We start from the raw sequence: 19,011 nt of genomic DNA on the forward strand, positions 1-19,011 counted from the left end.
GGCATGAGGGACGGACGGGGGAAGGACAGGGCGCTGGCAACGGAGTCACTGAACGGGCTGCCCACGGCGGTCGTCGCCGTCTGGGTGCTGTGCGCCGCCGGATGGGGCGTCGTCCTCGCGCGCCTGCGCGGCGGCGTCCACGGGCCGGCCCGGGGCCCGTCACTCTTCGCGCACGCCATCACGCCGGCGGGCGTCATCCTGACGTGCTCGCTGATCGGCTTCGGGTCGCTGTACGCGACGATCGCGCTCACCGCCGAGTGGTGGGCGCTGCTCCTCGTCACCGGGTTCCGGCCCGAACGGCTCCTCAGCACCGGCGGCCTCGGACGTCTCGCCGCGTGGGCCGCCGTCACCGCCGCCGTCGCCTGCCTCACGGCGCGGCTCGTCTTCCAGGTGTGAAGATCCACACGCGGCCGGGCCGAACCGGCGGCGGGACGCGCAAGTCAAACGTACGTAGTATCCAAAGCAGCGAATCGCAAAGGCCGTCGGAGGTGAACCCATGCCGTGTGCGCTGTGCGGCGACATCATCCCGGCCGAGGTCATCCGATGCCCGGCCTGCGGAGCATGGGCGCGGCGCCGCGACTTCCGCGCCGTCGGCGTCGCCGTGTTCATGCTGCTCGGCTTCAACGCGTTCGTCGCCCTCGGCTCCGGCATCAGTCTGCTCCGCCTCGCCCATCCCCTGCGCGGGGCCACGCACGACAACTACGACCCCGCGGCCACCGACAGGATCCTCGCCCCCTACGCGGACGTGTTCACGATCAGCGCGATCATGGCCGTCGTCACCGGGGCGCTGTACCTGACCTGGCTGTGGCGCGCCTACCGGCAGTCGCCCGGCCCGCACCGGCACCACCGGGCCTGGGTCCTGCTCGGCTGGCTCTGCCCCGTCGTCAACCTGTGGCTGCCGCCGCGCATGGTCTACGAGATCTGGGTCAACAGTGGCCGCTACCGGACGGCCGAGCGCCAGGCCGCGGGCCTCGTCGTCGCGGGCTGGTGGGTCTGCGCCCTCCTCGGCCTGCTCCTCGGCCGGGCCTTCACCCACGGCAGCGTCGACACCCTCGCCGACGCCCGCTTCGACGTCCACGTCGGCGTCGCCGCGGCCGCGTTCCAGGCGCTCGCCGCCACCCTGTGCATGGCCACGGTCTTCCAGATCACGCGGCTCCAGTGCCTGTCGGTGACGCCGTCGGCGTCGGCCCCCGGCCCCTGAGCCGCTAGGGGCCCGAGCTGCCCTGGCTGCTGTGCCACAGGCGGGCGGGCGGCGGACGTTTGATCGCCGGGCCCGCGTGGCCGATGTCGGAGTACGGGGACATCGCGAACCCGGTCGGCTGGACGATCCGGCGGCCGACCGGCCGGGCGGGCGGGGACGGGGCGGCCATGGCGGCGCGGGCGGCGTCCGGGCCGCCGCGGCGCCACTCCTCGTGGAGGGCGTTCAGGTCCCAGCAGCCGTCCGCGATGATCGAGACGGCGCGGGCCCCGGCGCGGCGGACGCGCCCGCGGGCGACCAGGAGCCAGCAGCCGAAGACCGTCGCGGCGCAGCGGTCCTGCACGGACTCGAAGAACGTGAGGTCGACGGGGCCGGTCGCGTCGTCCAGCGTGGCGAAGATCACCCGCTGGCCGGACCTGACCGCCGGGGTCTGCGTGGCGACCTTGACGCCGGCGACCAGCACCTCGCTCCCGGCGGGGCGGCCCGGCAGGTCGGCGGCCCGGACGACGCCGAGCCCGGCGAGCAGCCCGTCGTAGAAGGTGATGACGTGGCGGCTGACGTCCATGCCGAGGATGTCCAGCTCCGCCTCGACCACCTCGGCGGGGGTCATCGGGGGCAGCTCGCCCGCCGGGATCTCCTCCACCAGGACGGACGGCGTGCCGTCCGCGTCGGCCAGGGGAAGCTGGCCCTCCATGACGTGCGCTGGACGGGCGCTGACACGCTCCAGGGCGCCCACGCGGCAGAGGAGATCGCGGCGTGGAACGTCGTGGACGGCGTCGAACCCCCCGGCCAGGACCAGCCGCTCGGTGGTCGGACGGGACACGCGGGCCCGGCGCCAGAAGTCGCCCAGCGACGCGTACGGCCGGGCAGTGACGATCTTGGTGACCTCACCGTCGGAGATGCCCTTGACCTCGCTCAACGCCACCCGGATCCCGGCCGGGCCGCCCTCGGAGACCGGCTCGGCGTGCCACCCGGCGGACGACCGGTTGACGTCCAGGGGCAGGATCGGGACGCCGAAGTGCCGCGCGTCGTCCAGGATGACGCGCTTGGGGTACAGGCCGGGGTCATGGGTGAGGACACCGGCGTAGAACGCGGCCGTGTGGTGCCGCTTCAGCCACGCCGACTGGTAGGTGGGCAGCGCGAACGACGCGGCGTGCGCCTTGCAGAACCCGAACGCGCCGAACGCGGCCAGCATCCGCCAGACGCGCTCGACGGACGCCTCGTCGTAGCCGCGCGCCAGCGCCATCTTGCGGAACCACGCGCCCACCACGGCCTGGCCCCGCTCGTGGTTGAGGCTCCGGCGCGCGGCCTCCGCCCGGGAGAGGCCGCAGCCGGTCATCACGTCGAGGACGCGGAGCACCTGCTCGTGGAAGACGATCACGCCGAGGCTCTCCCGCAGCACCGGTTCGAGGTCGGGATGCGGGTAGGAGGGCTCGCGGGTCCCGGCACGGGCCTCCAGGAACGGCGTCACCATGTCGGAGTTGACCGGGCCAGGCCGGAACAGCGAGATGTCGAGGACCAGGTCCTCCAGGTCGCGGGGCTGGAGCCGGCCGATCAGCTCGCGCTGGCCGGGCGACTCGATCTGGAAGCAGCCGAGCGTCCGGGACGTGCGGACCAGCGCGTACGTCGCGGGATCGTCGCGCGGGACGTCCTCCAGCGCGATCGCCTGACCGGTGAGCCGGGCGACCTCCGCGACCGCGTGCGCCATCGCCGACTGCATCCGGACACCGATGACGTCGAGCTTCAGCAGGCCCATCGCCTCGACGTCGTCCTTGTCGAACTGGCTCATCGGGAACCCCACCGCGGCCTGCTCGACGGGCGTCCGGTCGCGCAGGGTCGGGTTCGACAGCAGGACGCCGCACGGGTGCATGGCGATGTGGCGGGGCAGGCCGTCCAGGCGCTCGGCGATCCGGAACAGCACCTCCAGGCGCCCGCTCGCCAGGCCGCTCTGCCGCAGCTCGGGCAGATCGTCCAGCGCCGCGCGGATCTGCCCGGCCCTGATCTGCGGGAACGCCTTCGCGATCGCGTCGATCTCCAGCGGCGGGAGCCCGATGGCGTTGCCGACGTCGCGGAGCGCGCTGCGCGCCCGGTAGGTCTCCATCATCGACACGCAGGCGGTGCTCTCGGCGCCGAACCGGTCGAACAGCGCCTCGTACGCCTCCAGCCGCCGGGCGGACTCGACGTCCAGGTCGATGTCGGGAAGGCCGTCGCGGCTGTCGGCGAGGAACCGCTCCATGACGAGGTCATGGCGCAGCGGGTCGAGGTCGCCGATGCCGAGCAGGTGGTTGACCAGGCTGCCCGCGCCGGAGCCGCGGATGGCGCAGCGGATGCCGCGCGACCTGATCAGCGCGGCGGCGTCGGAGACCGTCAGGAAGTAGGACGCCAGCCCCTTCCGTGCGATGACACCGAGCTCATCGCCGAGCCGCGCCGCGGCCTTCCGCGAACCTTCCAGCCCGCGCCGCGCCAGCCCGTCCGAGCAGCGGGCGACGAGCCGCGCGTACGGGTCGGCGCCGGCGAACGGCAGATGGACGTCGTCCATGCCGAGATCGCGCCCCGGGTCCAGGACGCAGCGTTCGGAAAGCCGCCGCGTGGCGGCCAGGAGGGCGTCCGCCTCGTCCGCGCCGCAGCCCCACTCCGCGACACGGCGCATCTCCGGGACGGACTTCAGGTAGGCGTGCCCGGTGCGGTCGTCCAGGTGCCGCCGGTCGAGCGGGACGAGGCGGCGCGTCACGTCCAGGACCTGCGCGACCGGATGGTCGGACGGCTCCAGGTAACGGACGGCGTTGCCCAGCACCGCGGGGACTCCGGCCTCGCGCGCGAGCGCGAGCATCCGCGCCGCCCTGGGCCCGTCGCCCCGGTCATGGTGGTCGACGATCTCGATCACGGTCTCGGCCGTGGCGCGCCATGCGTCCAGCCGCGCCGCCGCCACGTCCGGACGCCGCCCGGTGATGGCGCGTCCCACGTCCGACGCCGGGCCGAGCAGGACGACGAGGCCCTCCGCGTGCGCACCGACCATCTGCCGCGTGACCAAGGGCTTCCCGCGCTCCCCCGCCGCGTGCGCCGCCGTCACGAGCCGGCACAGCGACCGCCATCCCGTCCGCCCCTCGGCGAGCACCACGATCCGCTCCTCGCCCGTCGACGCGACCCTGAGATCGGCGCCGACGACGGCCCCGATCCCCGCGTCCGCACATGACCGAACGTGACGGACCGCGCCGTACAGCCCGTCCCGGTCGGTCAGCGCGAGCGTCTGCATGCCGAGGCTCGCCGCGCGCTCGGCCAGCGCCGCGGGCGGCGCGACGCCGTACCGCAGCGAATAGCACGAAGCGACGTGAATGTGCACGTCAGTCCCATACCCGGGAAAGCAGCCAGCTGTCAGCGGCCACGTCATGACGCAGCTCGTAGACGCCGATCTCCCGGTCCGGGGTCGCCTCGACCCGCCAGAACTCCCGCTCTCCGGTGGCCTCGCCGTCGGGCTGCTTCTCCCGCCACCAGTCACGGGTCGTGACCCAGTGCTCCAGCACCCGCCGCACGGTGTAGAGCCGGCCACGCCAGACGAACCGGACAGGACGTCCATCGCTCACCCAGACGTCCACCGGGTCGCCGAACACGCGTGTCATCTGCCTCCCCCTCGCGCTCACCGCACGGGGGAAGAACATGCGGGATTCGAACAAACGTTCGCACCCGAGTCTAGGGAAGCCGCCCGCAAGGGAGCAAGACGGAGGAGACCTCAGCCGGGGTCACGGGTCGACCGGAGCGCCACGATCAAAAACCCGCACGGTCACAAGAACCCGCACCGTGGCGTGAGGATCGACCGGCTCGCGACGGGGTTCCAGGGGTCGCCCCCTGGGCTAGCACAGCCTGCTGAGGCGGTCCGCGACCGTCGCGGCCTCGGTGACGTCGGCCATGCCGCCGCCCGGCCACAGGTAGTACCAGCCGTCGCCGCACGGGGTGGCGACGACCATGATCTGGCGCCGCGTCCGCGTGCCGGACACGCTCAGCAGGGACTCCTCGGGTCCGGCGAGCCTCCAGGAGAGCCCGCGGGCCTCGACTTCGTGCGCTAGCGCCGCGAGGTGACGCCGGCGCACCTCGGCGATCTCCCGCCCACCGACTACTGACACATCAGCCTGCCTCAGCATGGTCCGAGGCGCCGGACGATGACCTTCGGCGACCGTCCGGCGACAATTGGTGACCGGCCCTCAGCATGACCCGAATTCGCGGGCTGCGCAGGGGATTCCCAGAGAGTGGGACGGCGGATTCCTTAACGGCCCTGGATGGTCCGCGGACGGCGTCGCGACGCGCCGGGCCGGCGTGCGCCAATCGCGCGAGGCCCGTTCCGGACGTTGGAACCCCGTCACGCGTGCGGAGTGCCCGTCCGTGATAGAAGCCTCTGTGAGGACGGGCGTCCACCCGCCCGCGTACGTGCAGAGAAGGAGCGAGCCGATGAGCGCCGTCCCCGCCGGCGACCCGTCAGGCCCCACAGACCACGGCTCCGCGAACCCGGGTCCCACGGAGGCAGGCCCACCAGAGCCGGGCCCAGTGCCCGCGCGCGCTCTTGCCGGGCTCCGCGAGCGCAAGAAGCAGCGGACCCGGCTCGCGCTCGTCGACGCGGCGTTAGAGCTGTTCGTCTCCCAGGGGTACGAGGCGACGACGATCGACGAGATCGTCGCGGCCGTGGAGGTGTCGCAGCGGACGTTCTTCCGCTACTTCGCCACCAAGGAGGACGTCGTCACGAGCTTCCTCGGCGAGCACGACCAGCTCCTCGCGGAGTCCCTCGCAGCGCGCCCGCCGGGGGAGCGGCCGTTCGCGGCGCTGTACGAGTCGCTGCGCGTCGTGCTGCGGACGATCGCGGAGGGCGACCCGGCCGACAGCGCCCGGTTCCGCCGCGTCCGGCAGGTGATCGAGGCGACGCCGTCGCTGATGGCGGCGCAGATGGCGCGGTACGGCGCGGCGACGGAGGCGCTCGCCGCCGAGATCGCGCGGCGCGAGGACGTGGACCCCGTCGAGGACCTGCGGCCCAGGATCGTCGTCGCGTTCTTCATGGCGGCGACGAAGGTCGCGTTCGAGGACTGCGCCCGGCTGGACATCTGGGAGCCCGCGACCGTCGCGGCCCGCGTCGAGCAGGCCGTCGCACTGGTCGGCCGGACCATGCGCGACTGGGTGTGAACCCCCCGGCGGTGGAATAGCCCGCCGGGAGGCCCGGTTGCCGAGATCGAGCTCGCCGTCCCGGCCGGCGTTCGCCACCCTGACAGGTATCGGCCATCCCTACAGACAGGCAGGAGAGCACGGCATGCGCGCGATCGTGATCACCGAGAACGGCGGGCCCGAGGTCCTGGCGCCCGCGGAGCGCCCCGACCTGGAGCCCGGGCCCGGCGAGGTGCTGATCGACGTGGCGGCGGCGGGCGTCAACTTCATCGACGTGTACTACCGGACGGGCGCCTACGCGCGGGAGCTTCCGTACACGCCGGGCATCGAGGCGGCGGGGACGGTCGCGGCGGTCGGCGACGGCGTCGAGGAGTTCTCGGTGGGCGACCGCGTCGCCTCCAGCGACGTGCGGGGCGGCTACGCGGCGAAGGCCCTGGTGGCGGCGGACAGGCTCGTCCCCGTCCCGGACGGCGTGGACCTGGAGGACGCGGCGGCCTCGATGCTGCAAGGCATGACCGCGCACTACCTGACGCGGTCGACGTACCCGATCCGGGAGGGCGACACCGTCCTCGTGCACGCGGCCGCAGGCGGGATGGGGCTGCTGCTCACCCAGGCGGCCAAGGCCCTCGGCGCCAGGGTGATCGGGACGGCGTCCACGCCGGAGAAGGAGAAGCTCGCGAAGGACGCGGGCGCTGACGTCACGCTGGGGTACGACGGCTTCGCCGCCCGGGTGCGGGAGCTGACCGGCGGCGAGGGCGTCGCGGCCGTGTACGACGGCGTCGGCGCGCCGACGTTCGACGGGAGCCTCGCGAGCCTGCGGCGGCGCGGCGTCCTCGCGCTGTACGGGGCGGCGGGCGGGAAGGTGCCGCCGTTCGACCCGCAGCGGCTCAACCCGGCCGGTTCGCTGTTCCTCACCCGCCCGATGCTCGCCCACTACGTCGCGACCCGTGAAGAGCTGCTGGAACGGGCCTCCGACGTCCTCGGCTGGGTGGAGTCGGGCGTTCTCCGGGTCCATGTCGGGCACCGCTACGACCTCGCCGAGGCCGGTGCCGCGCACACCGATCTGGAGGCGCGGCGGACGACGGGCAAGCTCCTGCTGATCCCCTGATCGTCCTTCCGGAGACGGCGGCTCCCTTAGGCTGGGCGGCAATATACGATCTTCGAGGAGTTCCGCCCGCCATGACCACATACGCCGCCGAACCGCTGGAGCAGGACGAACCGCGCGTCCTCGGTCCTTACCGCCTGCTCGGACGCCTCGGCCGCGGCGGCATGGGCACCGTCTACCTGGGCGCCGAGCCGGACGGCCGCCGCGTCGCGGTGAAGGTCGTCAACCGGGAGCTGGCCGGGGAGCCGGCGTTCCTCGCGCGGTTCCGCCGCGAGGTGACGGCGGCGCGGCGCGTCCACCGGTTCTGCACCGCGCCCGTCCTGGACGCCGGGCTCGACCAGGACCCGCCCTACATCGTCACCGAGTACATCGACGGGCCGAGCCTGGAGAAGGCCGTCGGCGGCAAGGGGCCGCTGCCCGGCTCCGACCTGGAGGGCATCGCGGTCGGCGTCGCCACGGCGCTCGCCGCGATCCACGGCGCGGGGATCGTCCACCGCGATCTGAAACCCGCCAACGTGCTCCTGTCGTCCACCGGCCCCCGCGTGATCGACTTCGGCATCGCCCGCGCGCTGGACGCCCCGGACGGCCCCACCCGCACCGGCCAGTTCGTCGGGACGCCCGCCTACATCGCGCCGGAGGTGCTGCGCGGCGAGCCGGTCGAGCAGGCGTCGGACGTGTTCTCGTGGGGCTGCGTCGTCGCCTACGCCGGGACGGGACGCCCCCCGTTCCAGGGCAAGACGGTCGCGGAGACGTTCCACCGCATCGGCCACGACGAACCCGACCTCGACGGCCTCGACCCGCGGCTGCGCGACATCGTCGCCGCCGCGCTCGGCAAGGACCCGCGCGGCCGTCCGACCGCGCGGCAGATCCTCACCCGGCTCGTCGGCCAGGAGAGCCCGGAGCACGCCGCGGAGACGATCTCCACGACCTGGACGGGCCGGGCACCGGCCCCGGGCGGCTCGGACGCTTCGGGCACCTCGAACGACCGGAACGGCACGAACGGGACGAACGACTCGGGCGCGGAGGTGCCGCGGCCGCGGCCCGTTCCCGACATGGCGGAGCCGACGCGGGCGGCCGCGTCCCCCGCTCCTCGCGAGCCCGCCGCGGACGGGACGACCGTCGTCGTCGACATGCCGTTCCCGGCGGAGTGGCAGGGGCCCCGGCGCTGGTTCACGTTAGTCAGAGGTGTGCTGGTGCTCCCGCATCTGATCGTGATGATGGCGATGTTCGCGGTGCTGGTGGTCGTGATGGCGCTGAGCTGGCTGGTCATCCCGTTCACCGGCCGCTACCCCCGCCGGCTGTACGGGCTGGTCGTCGGCTGGCAGCGCTGGTCCGCCCGGGTCGTGGCCTACGCGTTCGGCCTCACCGGCGAGATGCTCCCGCCCTTCCGGACTCTTCCGCGAGCGCGCCGAACGCGCTGAGCACTATGCGCCCCGTCCTCCAGCCCCCACCACCATTCAAATGACGAGCTCAGCTCGGCGATATGCGGCAGCCCGCTAGGGTTCTACGGACAAACCCCCTATTTCCAGTTCAGGATCACCATGACCACGCACGCAGGAGAGAACGGCGAGGCCCTGCGCCCCGAGGACCCCACGGAACTCGGCCCCTACCACCTGGTCGGCAGGCTCGGCCGCGGCGGCATGGGGACGGTCTATCTCGGCGATGGCCGCGACGGCCGCCGCGTCGCCGTCAAGGTGATCAACCGGGAGCTGGCCGGGGAGGCCGCGTTCCGGGACCGGTTCCGGCGCGAGGTGACGGCCGCCCGGCAGGTCCGCCGGTTCTGCACCGCCCCCGTGATCGACGCCGAGCTGGACGAGGACCCCCTCTACGTCGTCACCGAGTACATCGAGGGCCCGAGCCTGGAACGCGCCGTCGCCGACCGGGGCCAGCTGCCCGGCTCCGACCTGGAGGGCGTCGCGGTCGGCGTCGCCACGGCGCTCGCCGCGATCCACGGCGCGGGGATCGTCCACCGCGATCTGAAGCCCGCGAACGTGCTGCTGTCGTCCACCGGGCCCCGCGTGATCGACTTCGGCATCGCCCGCGCCCTCGACGCCGCGGACGGCCCCACCCGCACCGGCCAGTTCGTCGGGACGCCGAACTACCTGCCGCCCGAGCTGCTGCGCGGCGAGCAGGTCACGCCCGCCTCGGACGTGTTCTCGTGGGGCTGCGTCGTCGCCTACGCCGGGACGGGCAGCACCCCGTTCGCGGGCAACACCGTCCCGGAGATCTTCTACCGCGTCGCGCACGACGAGCCGAAGCTGGACGGCCTCGACGCCGGCCTGCGTGACGTGGTCGCCGCCGCGCTCGACAAGGACCCGCGGAACCGCCCGTCCGTCCAGGAGCTGCTCGCCCGGCTCGTCGGCAACGGCACCACCGACCCGGCGACGCTCGCCCAGACCGTCCAGGCGGGCTGGCACGGCGCCGCGGCCGACCCGACCGTCCAGGCGCGCACCGGCCCGCCCGGCCAGACGACGCAGCTCCAGCCACCGGGCCAGGGGCCCGGTCAGCCGCCCCCGCAGACCACCGGGCAGGCCGCGTTCCAGCAGCCGACGGCGATGCTCGGCGCCGACCCGACGCGCCACGACGGCCGGCCGTCCGGACCGGGCCGCGGCTCCGGCTCCCGCCGCCCGCTGATCATCGCCGGGGCGGCCGCCGCCGTGCTGGCCCTGCTCGCCGTCGTCGGGTTCACCGTCCTGGGCGCGGGCGGCCCGCCCGGCAACCTCGCCACGACGTTCAGCGACGACTTCTCCAACGACGACTCCGGCTGGGAGAGCTTCGGCGACGACTACGGCTACCGCGACGGCAAGTACTGGATGCAGACCAGCGAGTCGGCCGCGTCCGTCGGCCGGTGGGTGCCCACGGACGACGTGAAGACCATCCCCGACCAGATCCTCACGACCGTGACCGCCGATGTGGCGCAGGGCCCGCCCGACGCGCTGTTCGGGATGATGTGCCGCGCGAACAACACCGACAGCAAGGTCACCCAGTACCTGTTCCTGATCCGCAACGACGGCAAGGGCGCGGTGCTCCGCAAGGTCAACGGCGATCAGGGCAACAAGGAGCTCGCCGCCCCGGACTCGGTGCCCGGCTTCTCCGCCAAGGGCCCGAACAAGATCCAGATCGCCTGTGAGGGGAAGGACGGCGGCAAGGAGGTCCGGCTGCGGCTCTGGATGAACGGCGACCAGGTCCTCGACGAGACCGACGCCGATCAGCCGCTCGGCAACGGCTGGACCGGGCTGGAGGTCCAGCGCGGCGGGAACCCGGCCCAGCCGGTGAGCGTCCAGTTCGACGACTTCGACATGTCGAAGATCCGCGGCTAGCGCCTCGGGCCTCGGGGCCTCGCGGCCGCGGCGTCCTAGGCGTCCTGGACGGGCAGGTAGGCGTTCGTCCAGCGGGTCAGTTCGGCGAAGACCTGCGTGCGGGCGGGCTCGGCCGACAGCACCAGGTCGTGCAGGCCGCCGTCGATCCGGACGAGCGTGACGTGCCGTCCGATCCTGGGCGCCCACCGCGCCATGTGCTCGACGTCCAGGACAGCGTCGGCCCCGGTCACGTCCAGCACCTTGCGGGTCGGACGGACGCTGCGCGTCGACGCCATGACCAGCACGGGCACGTCCACGTCCAGGCCCTTGTGCAGGTGGAGCTGCCCGCGGCGGACGGCCGCCAGCCACGCCGCCCGCACCGGGAACCCGAGGATCGGCTTCCAGGCGAGGTCGAAGTCCCATTCGCCCTCGTGGTCTCGGTGGATGCTCCGCGGATACCGGTCGGACACGCCCGCTGGGAGCTTCGCCTTCGGGAACCTCGGCCGCAGCGCCCGCGCGAGGCCCGCGCCGAGCTTGCGCATCACCAGCGGCTCCGCGATGTCGAGGAACGGGCTGTTCAGGAACACGGCGTCGACCAGGCCCTCCCCCTTTGCCTTGTCCGCCCACAGCGCGGCGATGAGGCCGCCGGTGGAGTGGCCGTTCAGCAGGAGCGTGCCGTGCCCGTCCACATCCCGGACGATCCGGACCGCCTCGTCGATCTCCGGGAAGTAGTCCGACAGGCTCTCCACGTAGTTCGGCGTCTGGTGCGGACGCAGCGACCGCCCGTATTTCCGCAGGTCGAGCGCATAGAAGTCAAAGCCGAGCGCCAGGTAGAAGTCGGCCAGATGCCGCTGGAAGAAGTAGTCCACGAACCCGTGCAGATACAGCACGGCTCCCCGCCTGGACGGCTCGGTCTCCTGTGGGGGGACGACCCCCCACGCCCCCCGGAACGGCCTAGAGCCGACCCGCCGCACGAGCGTAGCCACGACCTCGCCTTCGGCGTCCCGGCCCATCGGCAGCTCGATCGCCTCGTACCCGGGGCCGAGCACATCCGCCGTCACGTCCACGCTTCCTCCCAGGGCGTGCGAACTGATTCCCCTTGATGGAACGTCATAGAGACTGAACCGTAAGACCGACTGAACCACAACACAGCCCTCCGGCCCCCGGGAGTCGAGCCATGCAGGCCCCTCTACGCGACCGTGACCCGCAGCGGCTCGGCCCGTACCGTCTCACCGGCAGGCTGGGCCGCGGCGGCATGGGCACCGTCTACCTCGGCGAGGACGGCTCGGGCCGGCAGGTCGCGGTCAAGGTCATCAACACCGAGCTCGCCGACGACGAGGCGTTCAGCGAGCGGTTCCGCCGGGAGGTGACCGCGGCGCGGCAGGTCCGGCGGTTCTGCACGGCCGCGGTGCTGGACGCCCGGCTGGACGGCGAGCCGCTGTACATCGTCACCGAGTACGTCGCCGGCCCGTCGCTGGACGACGCCGTCAAGTCCGGCGGACCGCTGCGCGGCGGCGACCTGGAGGCCCTCGCGGTGAACATCGCGACGGCGCTCAGCGCGATCCACGGCGCCGGGATCGTGCACCGCGACCTCAAGCCGTCCAACGTGCTGCTGTCCCCGACCGGGCCGCGCGTGATCGACTTCGGCATCGCCCGCGCGCTGGACTCCTCCGACGGGCCGACCAGGACCGGCCAGTTCATCGGCACCCCGGCCTATGTCGCGCCCGAGCTGATGCACGGCGAGGACATCACGCCCGCGGCCGACGTGTTCTCCTGGGGCTGCGTCGTCGCCTACGCCGGCACGGGCCGCGCCCCCTTCGGCGGCGGGACGCTCCCGGAGGTCATCCACCGGGTGACCACCGCCGAGCCCGACCTCGACGGCCTCGAACCGTCGGTGCGCGACCTCGTCGCCCGGTCGCTGGCGAAGGACCCGGCCGCACGTCCGGCGGTGAAGCAGCTGATCCAGGCCCTGACCGGCGAGGACGAACCGCCCGCGACACCGCCCGTGATCGTCCTGCCGCAGGGCACCCCACCGACTCCCCTGAGCGAGGCGACTCCCCCACCAGCACGCGAGGTGCCGGACGCAGCGGCGGCGGCGCGGCACGACGGCTCAGCTCAGCAGACGCAGACGACCCTCGACTCCGTTCCGGCGACGCGTCCGCTGAACGCGCCGCCGCCCCCTCCTCCGGCGCGACGCCCCGCGCGCGGCGTGCTGCAGCGCCGCCGCCCGCTCATCGCGGCCTTCGCCGTGGCGGCCATCGGCGTCCCGATCCTGGCCGGCGTGCTCGCCCCAGGTCCCGATGGTGTTGCGAACGACGCCGACCCGACCACGGCCGCCGCGTCCGGATCCGGATTCGGCGAGAAGCCGCCGGAGGTGAAGGAGAAGGTCTTCGAGGACGGCTTCAACGACGACGGCTCGGGCTGGAAGACGGCGTCGACCCCCACCTGGGACGCGTCCTACCGCGACCGCAAGTACGAGGTGCACGTCCTCCCCGCGACGAGCCGGACCCTCGCCGACGCGCCCGTGAACGACGTCCCCGAGTCCCAGCTGATGGACGTGAGAGTCGAGTCGTCCGAGGGCGACGGCGGTGAGGCGGGGGTCTACTGCCACGGCCAGAGCGCGGGCTTCGCGTTCCTCCTCCGCGAGGACGGCCGGGCCCGCATCGCCAAGATGGACGGCCTCAGGCTGACGGACCTGGCGACCGGCACCGCCACCCGGCTCCGCAACAACGAGAACCGGATCCAGGCCGCGTGCGTCGAGGACGGTTCGCAGGTGAGCCTCGGCCTATGGGTGAACGACCAGGCCGTCGCGAAGACCACCGCCGCCGCTCCGGACGAGGACACGGGCGCGAGCGGGCTGATCGTGTTCCGTCCGGAGAACTCCACGGGCCACCCAGAGGCGAAGTTCGACGACTTCGCGCTCTGCGAGGTCTGACCTGGCCTGATGCCCCGGGAGCCGGGCGCTGCCCGGCGGCTACTCCTTGCGGCCGGTCGTCGCGACGGTGACGCCGAGGCCGATCATCATCAGCCCTCCGGTGCCGCCGATCGCGGCGAGGCGGCGGGGCGAGCGGGCGAACCACTCGCGGGCCGTCCCGGCGGCGATGCCCCAGACGCTGTCGCTCAGCAGCGCGATCACGGCGAAGAGCAGCCCGAACACCATCATCTGCAGCGCCACGTGCCCGTGCTCCCGCACGACGAACTGCGGGAGGACGGCCGCGAAGAACACCGTCGTCTTCGGGTTCGTGACACCTACCACGAAGCCCTGCACGAGGGCCCGGAGATCGCCGCCCTGCCCCTCCTCGTCCGCGCCGATCGTCTCCTGCAGCGACCGCCGGTGCCGGATGGCCTGCACCCCGAGGTAGACGATGTAGACGGCGCCCACGATCTTCAGGGCCGTGAACACGACGGCGGACCGCTCCACGATCGAGCCGACGCCGACCGCGACGGCCACGGTCAGCACGAGCGCGGCGAGCACACCGCCGATGACTCCGGCGAGCGCGGTGCGGCGGCCGTGCGCGAGCGCGCGGCCGACGACGAAGAGCACGGACGGGCCTGGAATGATGATGATGGCGAAGGCCATCGCGGAGAAGGCGAGCATCTGATCTATCGACACCATGACCGCGAGACTACGCAGCCCGTCCGATACGTCCCACCGAATATTCCGGCCGCCCGCGGCGGCGCCGGGGCGGTCTCACCTGGCTGGACGGTGTCCAGGGGTGGCCGTTTCAAGATCGTGACTCGGCACACGGGCCCGGATTAGGTTCGTCGCATGTCCGCCCCCGCCTCCGCGGCATCCGGCCGTCCCGCCGAGATCGTTCGTCCCGCCGCGTCCGCCGCGTTCGCGTGGCGGCCGGTGCTGCTGATCGCCGGCGCGGTCGGCGTCCTGCTGCTGGCCGTCAGCGCGCGGTACGGCTACCACCGCGACGAGCTGTACTTCCGGGTGGCCGGACGGCATCTGGCCTGGGGCTATCCGGACCAGCCGCCGCTGATGCCGCTGATCGCCCGCGCGATCACGGCCGTGTTCGGCGACTCGCTCGTCGCGCTGCGCGTCCCGGCGGCGCTGTTCGCCGCGGCGAGCGTGGTGGTCGCCGGGCTGACGGCGCGGGAGATGGGCGGCCGGCGGCGGGCGCAGCTGCTGACCGCCGGCGCGTTCGCGGTGTGCCCGTTCGCCGTCGGGGCGGGCCACCTGTTCTCCACGGCGACGCTCGACCTGCTGCTGTCGATGACGATCGGGTGGCTCGCGCTCAGATGGGTCCGGACCCGCGACCAGCGGCTGCTGCTCGCCGCCGGCGTCGTGGCGGCGCTGGCGCTGAACGTCAAGTACCTGGCCGCGTTCCTGCTGGTCGCGCTCGTCGCGGGGCTGCTGGTGTCCGGGCCGCGCGAGTTCCTGCGGCGGCCGATGCTCGCGGCCGGGGCGCTGGTCGCGGCGGCCGCGGCCGTCCCCGGGCTGCTGTGGCAGGCCGACCACGGCTGGCCGCAGCTCGACATGGCGAGCGCGATCGCCGACAACGCCGACTTCGGCGGCCGGCCCGGGTTCATCCCGTTCCAGATACTGCTGACCGGGATCTTCCCGTCCTGGCTGTGGATCTACGGGCTCTGGCGGACGTACCGGTCCGACGACCTGCGGACGTTCCGTTTCGTCGGGTACGCGTACGTGCTGCTGACCGTCCTGTTCCTGATCACGGCGGGCAAGCCGTACTACGTCAGCGGGCTCTGGGCGGCGCTGTGGGCCGCGGGCGCGGTGGAGATCGAGCGGAACGGCGCGCCGCGCGGCTTCGGCTGGCTGGTGTCCGTCCCGGTGTACGCGATCACCGCCGTCACGACCGTCCTGCTGACGCTGCCCGTGTATCCCGTGAAGCAGCTCGCCGGCACCCCGCAGCCCGGCGTCAACGCCGACTCGGCGGAGACGGTCGGCTGGCCCCGCTTCGCCGCCCAGGTCGCGCAGGTGCACGGCTCGCTGCCGCCGGACGAGCGGTCGAAGGCGACGATCGTCGTGAGCAACTACGGCGAGGCGGGAGCGCTCGACAGGTACGGGCCCGACCTCGGGCTTCCCCGCGCCTACAGCGGCCACAACGGCTACTGGTACTTCGGACGCCCGGCCGACACGGGCGGGCCGACCATCGTCGTCGGCCCGGAAACGGTCGCGGGCGCGTCCTACCTGGGCCGGTTCTGGACGGACGTGCGCCCGGTGAGCCGCGTCGACAACGGCGTCGACCTCGACAACCAGGAGCAGGGCAAGCCCATCTGGGTCTGCCGAGGCCAGCGGGCCCCGTGGCCGGAGCTGTGGCCGCGCCTCGAGAGACTTTCGTGATCAATCCTGGAAGACGTCCCAGGCCGCGCTCGGGCTGTCGGTGGTGGCGCGCCGCACCAGAAGGTTGTGGGTGAGCAGGCTCCCGGCGGGCACCTCCCACACCGGGTCGCCGCCGGTGTCGCTCCGGTCCCCGGCCCACACCTGCGCGATGGTCCAGCGGAGCTTATCGACACCGTCCGGGTGGCCGGTTCCGGACGCGACGAAAACGTCCCGCGCCGGGACGGCCACGACGAGGTCGCCGTCCACGTCCTGGGCGAGCTTCTCCAGGAAGCCCTCGTCCAGCAGGAGGCTCGACTCCAGAGTCCCGCGCCCCGCGGCCGCCGTCGTCGTTGCCGCTGCCGTCGTCGTCGCCATTCCGCTTGCGCTTCGGCCTCCGCCTCCGCTTCCGCTGAGGGAGACCGTCACGGCGCGCACGTCCGAGCTCCAGTTCAGGCTCAGATCGGGGCGCCGATCACGAAGGTTGAGCACCGCCCGCCGGCGCAGCTCCTCGGGCCGCACACCGAGTTCGGCGCAGTGCCGCCGCGCCACATGCTCGTGCCGCCGCCCGGCCGGGACGGCCTCGTCGGCGATCTCCAGCGCGTAGGAGACGTACAGGTCGGCGGCGAACGGGTCGCGGATCGGCTCCTCGTCCGGCGGCAGCGGGAACTCCAGCTGGACCTCGGCCGGCACCCGCGCCTTCATCAGCGGGACGATCAGACTGGACCGCGGCTCGGTCACGGGGCGCTCCTCCTGATGCGGCCGGTGCGGTTGAATGGATCACCCTACCGTCGTGGCGGGCGCCCCGCCCGGCGGGACGACGGGAAGCCCGCTCGGCGCGCCTTCCTCGATGATCCGCCAGATCGCATCGGTGTCCAGGTGCTTTTCGACGAGGTCGCCGAGAGCGTCCAAGGTCGCCTCGCGCAGCGCCTGGAATGACACGTCGGGCGCGGGGGCGAAATCGCGGCCGCTTTCCCGCGCGACGTCCTTGAGAAAGGCCCGCCTGAATCCGTCGTTCTCCATTGCGCCGTGCCAGGTCGTCCCCCAGACGGCGCCCTGGCGGCATCCGTCGAGGAACGGCTCGCCCTGCGGGGTCACCACGCCATGGTGGATCTCATACGCGTCGACATCCTGGCCGTACGCCCGCCCGTTCGGCCGCCCGAGGGTCTTCTCCTTTCCGAACTCGACTTTCGCGGGGAGCAGGCCGAGCCCTTCGACCCGTCCGGCACCTGACTCGACATGGTCGACGATTTCCTCGGCGAGCATCTGATAACCGCCGCAGATGCCGAGCACGGGCCGTCCCTCGCGAGCGCGCCTCAGTATTTCGTCGGCCATTCCCCGCTCGCGCAGCCAGGCGAGGTCGTTCACCGTGGCCCGCGTTCCCGGCAGGACGACCAAATCCGCCTCCACGAGATCTCCAACGCTGGCCGCATAGCGGACGACGACGCCCGGTTCGCAGGCCAGCGCGTCCAGATCCGTGAAGTTCGAGATCCGCGGAAAGCGCACCACGACGATTCGCAGCGTCTCCCTCCCGACCGGCCCTTTGGCGTCGGGCCGGGGGGCGTCCAATGCCAGGGTGTCCTCAGAATCCAGATACAGGCCGAGCGTCCACGGCAGCACACCCAGCGTGGGACGTCCGGTGAGCTTTTGAAGCTGCTCAAGCCCGGGCTCCAGCAGTTCCCGCGCGCCGCGGAACTTGTTGATGACGAACCCCGCGATCAGCGCCTGATCCGCGGGCTCCAGAAGGGCCACCGTCCCGTACAACGACGCGAAAACACCGCCCCGGTCGATGTCCCCGACCACCACCACGGGCAATTCGGCGGCTCGGGCGAGCCCCATGTTCACGATGTCGCCCGCCCGCAGATTGATTTCGGCCGGGCTTCCCGCGCCTTCGCAGATGACCACGTCGTACTCGTCTCGAAGCTCCGCGAGACTCCTTTGCACGACACCGCTGAGCCACTCCTTGCGCTCCCCGTACTGAAGCGCGTCGACCTCCGCCACCGGACGTCCCAGAACCACGACCTGGCTGCGCCGATCGCTGCCCGGCTTGAGCAGCACCGGATTCATCACGGCCCTCGGCTCGACCCCCGCAGCCTGCGCCTGCATGTACTGCGCCCGTCCGATCTCGGCCCCGTCACTCGTCACCATCGAATTCAGCGACATGTTCTGAGCCTTGAACGGCGCGACCTTCACCCCGCGCCTCGCGAGCCAGCGGCACAACCCCGCCGTGACGACACTCTTCCCGGCATCGGACGTCGTCCCGGCGACGAGCAGCCCGCTCACCGCAGACTCCAGATCACGGCCGCCGCCGCGAACGTCACCACCGCCGAAAGCCCCACGGCCCTCCTGATGTCCCGAACCTCGGGAGCCCTTCCGTCCCCCATTTCAGGACGCCGTTCGACCCGTCCCCCGTACTCGTTCACCCCGCCCAGCCGCACGCCGAGCGCCCCCGCGAACGCGGCCTCGCACCGTCCGGCATTGGGGCTCGGATGCTTCTTGCCGTCCCTCCGCAGAATCCGCCACGCATCACGTCCCGAACAAAGCGCGACAAGCCCCCCGGTCACCCGTGCCGGAACCCAATTGGCGACATCATCCAGCCGTGCCGCCGCCCAACCGAACCGCTCATACCGCGGATTCCGGTAGCCGACCATCGCATCCAGCGTGTTAACGGCCCGATACATCAGCAATCCCGGAACTCCCGCCACCGCACCCCACACCAACGGCGCGATCGCCGCATCGGACGTGTTCTCCGCCACGGACTCCACAACGGCCCGCGCCAACCCGTCCCCGTCCAACTCGTTCGGATCCCGCGCACACAAATGCGGAAGCCGCTCCCGGGCACCGGCCAAATCCCCCCTCTCCAACAGCCGCGCCATAACGAGCCCCTCACGCCCCAGGGACGTCCCGCCAAGCACAACCCAAGTACACCCCGCGGTAACGAGAACACTCCCGCGCCCAACTCGCTCAAGCACAACCCCCA

The 19,011-nt window shown here is 72.5% G+C and carries 16 protein-coding genes; 8 read left to right on the plus strand and 8 right to left on the minus strand.

The features are described from left to right. Both ETD83_RS27575 and ETD83_RS27580 read left to right on the plus strand, forming a co-directional pair. Positions 1-396 (plus strand): hypothetical protein (locus ETD83_RS27575; protein WP_230421226.1); only part of this gene is annotated, 396 nt, incomplete at its 5' end. Between the two features lie 100 nt (positions 397-496). Beyond that, positions 497-1,201 (plus strand): DUF4328 domain-containing protein, encoded by a 705-nt coding sequence (locus ETD83_RS27580; protein ID WP_138648128.1) that lies wholly within the window; start codon positions 497-499, stop codon positions 1,199-1,201. Between the two features lie 4 nt (positions 1,202-1,205). Here the strand turns inward: ETD83_RS27580 and ETD83_RS27585 are convergent, their stop codons facing one another. The 3 genes from ETD83_RS27585 to ETD83_RS27595 form a co-directional block, all read right to left on the minus strand. Then, the gene (locus ETD83_RS27585) at positions 1,206-4,538 is read right to left on the minus strand and encodes a DNA polymerase III subunit alpha (protein ID WP_230421227.1); all 3,333 of its coding nucleotides are present in this window, start codon (positions 4,536-4,538) and stop codon (positions 1,206-1,208) included. Between the two features lies 1 nt (position 4,539). Further along, positions 4,540-4,815 (minus strand): DUF6504 family protein, encoded by a 276-nt coding sequence (locus ETD83_RS27590; protein ID WP_138648130.1) that lies wholly within the window; start codon positions 4,813-4,815, stop codon positions 4,540-4,542. 231 nt (positions 4,816-5,046) lie between these two features. After that, positions 5,047-5,316, minus strand: coding sequence for a hypothetical protein (locus tag ETD83_RS27595; protein ID WP_230421228.1), 270 nt, complete (start codon positions 5,314-5,316; stop codon positions 5,047-5,049). A 322-nt stretch (positions 5,317-5,638) separates the two neighbouring features. On the opposite strand from ETD83_RS27595, the gene ETD83_RS27600 reads away from it, so the two are divergent. The 4 genes from ETD83_RS27600 to ETD83_RS43890 all read left to right on the plus strand — a co-directional run bounded on the left by ETD83_RS27600 (position 5,639) and on the right by ETD83_RS43890 (position 10,765). Next, on the plus strand, positions 5,639-6,361 hold the full coding sequence (locus ETD83_RS27600; protein ID WP_138648131.1) for a TetR family transcriptional regulator: 723 nt from the start codon (positions 5,639-5,641) through the stop codon (positions 6,359-6,361). A 124-nt stretch (positions 6,362-6,485) separates the two neighbouring features. Then, complete coding sequence (locus ETD83_RS27605; protein ID WP_138648132.1) at positions 6,486-7,448, plus strand: quinone oxidoreductase family protein; 963 nt, start codon at positions 6,486-6,488, stop codon at positions 7,446-7,448. A gap of 71 nt (positions 7,449-7,519) precedes the next feature. Then, the gene (locus ETD83_RS27610; protein ID WP_138648133.1) at positions 7,520-8,866 is read left to right on the plus strand and encodes a DUF4389 domain-containing protein; all 1,347 of its coding nucleotides are present in this window, start codon (positions 7,520-7,522) and stop codon (positions 8,864-8,866) included. A 120-nt stretch (positions 8,867-8,986) separates the two neighbouring features. Next, on the plus strand, positions 8,987-10,765 hold the full coding sequence (locus tag ETD83_RS43890; protein ID WP_138648134.1) for a serine/threonine protein kinase: 1,779 nt from the start codon (positions 8,987-8,989) through the stop codon (positions 10,763-10,765). A 35-nt stretch (positions 10,766-10,800) separates the two neighbouring features. Here the strand turns inward: ETD83_RS43890 and ETD83_RS27620 are convergent, their stop codons facing one another. Continuing rightward, entirely contained in the window at positions 10,801-11,811 is a 1,011-nt protein-coding gene (locus tag ETD83_RS27620; RefSeq protein ID WP_205717917.1) for an alpha/beta hydrolase, read from the minus strand. A gap of 110 nt (positions 11,812-11,921) precedes the next feature. Between ETD83_RS27620 and ETD83_RS43895 the strand changes: the two genes are divergently transcribed. Beyond that, positions 11,922-13,679 carry a serine/threonine-protein kinase gene (locus tag ETD83_RS43895; RefSeq protein WP_205717918.1) on the plus strand — a complete coding sequence of 586 codons (1,758 nt, stop codon included), beginning with the start codon at positions 11,922-11,924 and terminating at the stop codon, positions 13,677-13,679. A gap of 39 nt (positions 13,680-13,718) precedes the next feature. On the opposite strand, the gene ETD83_RS27630 is transcribed toward ETD83_RS43895, so the two are convergent. Beyond that, on the minus strand, positions 13,719-14,360 hold the full coding sequence (locus tag ETD83_RS27630; protein ID WP_138648135.1) for a LysE family translocator: 642 nt from the start codon (positions 14,358-14,360) through the stop codon (positions 13,719-13,721). Positions 14,361-14,513: 153 nt separating this feature from the next. Here ETD83_RS27630 and ETD83_RS27635 point away from each other — a divergent pair, with 153 nt between their 5' ends. Continuing rightward, complete coding sequence (locus ETD83_RS27635; protein WP_138648136.1) at positions 14,514-16,055, plus strand: ArnT family glycosyltransferase; 1,542 nt, start codon at positions 14,514-14,516, stop codon at positions 16,053-16,055. Here ETD83_RS27635 and ETD83_RS27640 read toward each other — a convergent pair whose 3' ends face one another. The 3 genes from ETD83_RS27640 to cbiB form a co-directional block, all read right to left on the minus strand. Beyond that, positions 16,056-16,772, minus strand: a complete 717-nt coding sequence (locus ETD83_RS27640; protein ID WP_230421229.1) for a DUF1444 domain-containing protein — start codon at positions 16,770-16,772, stop codon at positions 16,056-16,058. A gap of 39 nt (positions 16,773-16,811) precedes the next feature. Then, positions 16,812-18,314, minus strand: a complete 1,503-nt coding sequence (locus ETD83_RS27645) for a cobyric acid synthase (protein WP_138648137.1) — start codon at positions 18,312-18,314, stop codon at positions 16,812-16,814. Further along, positions 18,311-19,011: adenosylcobinamide-phosphate synthase CbiB (gene cbiB, locus ETD83_RS27650; protein ID WP_138648138.1), on the minus strand; the 701-nt coding region annotated here is incomplete at its 5' end. The genes ETD83_RS27645 and cbiB, both read right to left, overlap by 4 nt.

The organism is Actinomadura soli (assembly GCF_005889715.1).
Taxonomy (GTDB): domain Bacteria; phylum Actinomycetota; class Actinomycetes; order Streptosporangiales; family Streptosporangiaceae; genus Spirillospora; species Spirillospora soli.